Genomic DNA, 4,441 nt, shown 5'->3' with positions numbered 1-4,441 from the left:
CCAGTTCGCGGAGAAGGCCGCGCCCGTGCTGTCCATCATCGCGGGCTCCATCTCCCTGGCGCAGAATGCCTCGCAGTTCGACTGGAGCCTCTCGTCGGGCATGAGCATCACCGGAGACGTGGCCTCCATCGCGGCGGGCGTGGCGGTGGTCGCGGGCTCCGGCGGTCTGGCGGCCGCCCTGGGCGTCGGCGGCTTCGCGCTCTCGGTGGGGGCCGAGGCCGTGAAGACCCTGGAGCAGAACTACGACGACTCCCAGGAGATGCAGGACCTGCTCGGCCAGACCTTCGGCGACGAGCTCGGCGCGATGATGTTCTACGCGGGCGAGGAGAACATGAAGGTGCTGGAGCAGGACCTGGGACTCACCAAGGACCAGATCTGGAGCCTGGCCCAGGAGAACCCCTCGCTGATGGGCATCCTCATCGACAGCCCGGGAGGCCACATGTACGGGAACCGGCTGAACAACATCCAGGAACTCTACGGCCTGTCCCCCGAGCGGATGCTGGGGGTGATGCGCTCGCTGGACACCGGGCTGCCGCGGGAGGCGGACATCTCCTCCGCGGTGATGGATCTGGCCGGGCCCCTCTTCGATAACGTGCGCACCCGCGAGGACTTCGTGGAGCAGGCCCGCGACCGCATCTCCATGGAGCCCGACTCGGAGTCGGCGGCGTTCTACCGGAACCTGCTCACGGCGCTCGGCGAGCAACCCTGAACGTGAGATGACCGCTCATTCGCGCCCGCCCCCCCTCTCCCCTCTCGGGAGAGGGAAGTGATGAGTTGGAGGCTCCGGGATTCACGAACAGCGGTAGCGCCGCAGCTCGGCGCCCGCCTCGGTCCGGTGCAGGTAGAGGATCGTCCCGTCCTCCGTCACCGTGAGTTCCCGGAAGGTCTCGTCGGGCAGTTGATTGGGCGGAAGCATCGCGCTGCCCCGCACCTCTCCCTCGGGCGACAAGCAGAGCACCTGCACGCCCTCGTCGAGGAGCGGCTCGCCTGGCGCGGGCTCACGTCCCACGGCGGCTCCCACGTAGATGCGGCCGGAGCGATCGGCGTCCAGGTACATCAGGTACCGGAGAGGCACCGGCAGGCGGAGTTCCTTCATGAAATGCATCTGACCGCTCACACGGTCCACCGAGCGCACCCAGAAGCGCCCGGCCCCTGCATCGATCATCGCCGCGGAGAGTAGGGACTTCCCCTCGGGAGTCGGCCGTCCATCCAGCAGGGGCTGCGCCGGGTCACTCCGCCCCCCCAGGTCGCCCACCCGCACCAGCGGACCATGCCCCCGCTCCACATAGATGCCCGTCTCGTCCACGAACAGTCCCGTGGCGAGCCCCGGCTCCGGCAGATTCTTCCCCTTGAGCGGCAGGTCGCCCACGAGCTTCCCCTGGGGATCGAAGATGGCGACGCTCCGGTCGGCCAGCCTGTCCATGACGACCAGCGAGCCATCGGGAGCAACGGCCAATTCGTGCGGCAGGGTCTGGCTCACCGGGATGGGCGCGAGGGGTTGTCCGTTCCGGTCATAGCGGGCAATCCGTCCATTCACCTGGTCCAGCACCAGGAGCGTCCCCTGGGGGCCGACGGAAAAGGACATCGGCCCTTCGGGGTTGCCCTCTTCGGGCGTGCTCCGCGCGAGCTGCCCCGCCCCCGAGCCCCAGGAGGTGCTCACCAGCACATCCGTGGGTCGGGACAGGGGGACCGGGCGTTCCGGTCTGGCACCCGAGGTAGACGCCTGGGCTCGCCCGGGTCCGGCGCTGGAGCCCTCCACCCGCGACGCATCGGTCGCGGAGGTGGCACCCGCCTCGGGCCGGGAGCCACCGCGAGGCAGCACCCACCAGAGCAGGGCGAGGAGGCCGGCCCCCAACACCAGGCCGGCCCACAGGAGGGCTCGCGAGCGCCGTTCCATCGAGCGCGTCACCCGGGTCAGTTGGCGCCGGCGAAGGCGGCGTCACCGAAGGTGAAGACGCCACCGTCCTGGCCGATCATCCAGTAGCCGTTGCCGGTGGAGGTCGACGAGATGCTGGAGATGGGCGCGTTCAGGGGCTTGCCGTTCATGCCGCCGTAGTACGCGGCGCTCCCGAAGGAGTAGACGGCACCGTCCGACGTCACCAGCCAATAACCCGTACCGTCCGGTTTGGCCGCCATGGCGACGAACGGGGTGGCCGTCAGGCCCACGCCGTTGCCGTAGTAGGCCGCGTTGCCGAAGGAGAAGATGCCGCCGTCGGATGACACCAGCCAGTAGCCGCCACTGTTGCCGGTGCGAGCCATTCCGACGATGGGCTTGTTGAGCACCTGGCCGCCCATGGAGCCGTAGAAGCCCGCGTTGCCGAAGGAGAAGATGCCGCCATCGGATGACACCAGCCAGTAGCCGCCACCGGTGGACGTGGAGACGATGCCTACGATGGGCTTGTTCAGCGTCGTGCCGCCCAGCGAGCCGTGGAAGCCCGCGTTGCCGAAGGAGAAGATGCCTCCGTCATCCGAGACGAGCCAGTAGCCCCCGGCATCCGCCGTCCGGGCCATGCCCACCACCGGCCTGTTGAGCACCTGGCCGCCCATGGAGCCGTAGAAGCCCAGGTCGCCATACGTGAAGACTCCGCCCTTGTTGTCCGCCAGCCAGTACCCGTTGGGCGTGTTCCCTCCCACCACCGCTACATTCACGGGGGGCGCCGGAGGAGTCGTCACCGAACCCAGATTCTTGCGTCGGATCGCGATGTAGGAGGTGCTCACGGTCCGCGAGCGGTAGACGACCCCGGTGGAGCATCCGGCGGCCTCGTAGATGACCGGCGTGCCCCAGGGATCCCCCGCCTCGTACAGCATGATGTGGCCCGAGCCGCCGCTGCGATAGACGAAGGCATCACCCTTCTGCGAGTAGGAGCGATTGACCCGGGACCACTCGAGGTCCGTCCGGCTATAGAAGTGGTCCGTCGAGTAGGGGTGCGCGTCCCGGCCGATGTCGGTGTTCCAATCGGGCACCGCCCATGCCTTGGCGACGTACCCCGAGCAGTCGGCACCGTAGGTGCCCGAGTGCGTGCAGCTGGGGCAGCTGCCCGAGCAGGCGCCCTTGTTGGTGCTGGTGGCGCCCGTGGACACCCACCGGCCGTGGCCCCACCAGTAGGAGAAGCCCACGCCCGTCTTGGCGCGCGCGATGATGTCGGTGGTGGTGATGGCCTGCTCGGTGGCCCCCAGGTTCTCCACCTGGCGCAGGTGTGCGCCGAAGACCCAGCCCTCACGCCCCAGGAAGGTGACCTTGTAGAAGCCGTCCTGGGGCTCCGCGGCCACCGTCTGGACGCGCGAGCCGGACGGAATCACCAGGAGGAGGGGGGCACTCGCCGACGGGCCGGCACGCAGGTTCGCGTTCGCGACGACGTCCAGCTCGCTTTCTCCACCCAGGGAGACCCCACCCAGCGCGTCTCGCGGCTCGGAGCCCGCCACCACGTCTGGCGCACCGACGAGATCGGTGCTCCGGATACCGCCCTCACCCCCGCAGCCAACGGCGAGCGTGGCGACCATCAACACGGCACATGAAAGACTCGCGACCCTTCGCATGGGGCCTCCGGGATTTACTTGGAAAGCGGTTATCATTAACTAAGCAACAAAGTCAAGATATAAAGGTCTTTGGAACAAATCTTTTTTTATTCCTTTTTTTGGGATGGTGGCAAATCCGTGACCTCCATGGATGAAGGCGTAAACAGGTCTGAAGGTTCTTGCAGGATGGGCGTCATTTCCTGGGCCCGAGAGGATTTTCCATGAAGCTGCTGACAAAGAAGGCGCTGACGCACCTGGGCGGAGCTGCGCTCGCCCTGCTCTGGGGTTGCGGCCCTGTCGAGTTCGATCCGTCCATGGAGCCCACCACCGGTAACGGTGAGGCCTCCACCCTCGAGTCGCGGCTCACCACGGCCCAGAAACGCTCCCGCTCCGACGCCGTGAAGGCCGCGGCCTCCCCCCGAGGCATCACCAACCCCGTCGTCTACGCGGGCGTGGCCAACCACGAGACGGGCATGGCCCAGTGCTGGTCCGAGGCCACCTGGGCCTGCCAGGGCCCCAACTCCTCCGACTGCGGGGGCGGCCCCGTCATCGCCGGCTCTGGCGACGGTGCCTGCTCCCTCCAGCAGGGCGGCCTGGGCATGTTCCAGTTCGACTCCGGTACCTACTCCCAGACCCTCTCCTACTACGGCAGTGGCATCCTCACCGTCAGCGGTAACGCCTCCAAGGGCATCGACACCATCATCACCAAGATGAAGGACTGCCCCAACACGCGCGACTTCATCACTACCGACGCGGCCGCCATCGCCTACCTCAACAAGGCCAAGCCCGGCACCAACGAGTTCGAGACGTTCCTGACCACGATGGCCTGGTGCTACAACGGCTGCACGCCCACCGGCTGCAGCGCCCACAACCAGCGGCGCGAGGACTACCGCCAGGGCGTCACGGAGCTGCTCAGCCTCTTCGG

Annotated in this window: 4 protein-coding genes; 2 read left to right on the top strand and 2 right to left on the bottom strand. The window is 67.6% G+C overall.

The genetic code is table 11. The annotated features are described in order from the left end of the window. Positions 1 to 709, top strand: a 709-nt coding sequence (locus VF794_RS03905) for a hypothetical protein (RefSeq protein WP_331107828.1), incomplete at its 5' end; no start/stop codon positions are given. 81 nt (positions 710 to 790) lie between these two features. Here VF794_RS03905 and VF794_RS03900 read toward each other — a convergent pair. After that, positions 791 to 1,897, bottom strand: coding sequence for a hypothetical protein (locus tag VF794_RS03900; RefSeq protein ID WP_331107827.1), 1,107 nt, complete (start codon positions 1,895 to 1,897; stop codon positions 791 to 793). A gap of 17 nt (positions 1,898 to 1,914) precedes the next feature. Continuing rightward, complete coding sequence (locus tag VF794_RS03895) at positions 1,915 to 3,537, bottom strand: SH3 domain-containing protein (RefSeq protein ID WP_331107826.1); 1,623 nt, start codon at positions 3,535 to 3,537, stop codon at positions 1,915 to 1,917. 200 nt (positions 3,538 to 3,737) lie between these two features. Here VF794_RS03895 and VF794_RS03890 point away from each other — a divergent pair. After that, on the top strand, positions 3,738 to 4,441 hold a 704-nt coding region (locus VF794_RS03890; protein ID WP_331107825.1), incomplete at its 3' end, for a hypothetical protein.

This window comes from Archangium sp., assembly GCF_036389735.1.
GTDB lineage: Bacteria > Myxococcota > Myxococcia > Myxococcales > Myxococcaceae > Archangium.
The sequence above is the reverse complement of the archived record's forward strand: the minus strand, read 5'-3'. Positions and strand labels throughout refer to the sequence as shown.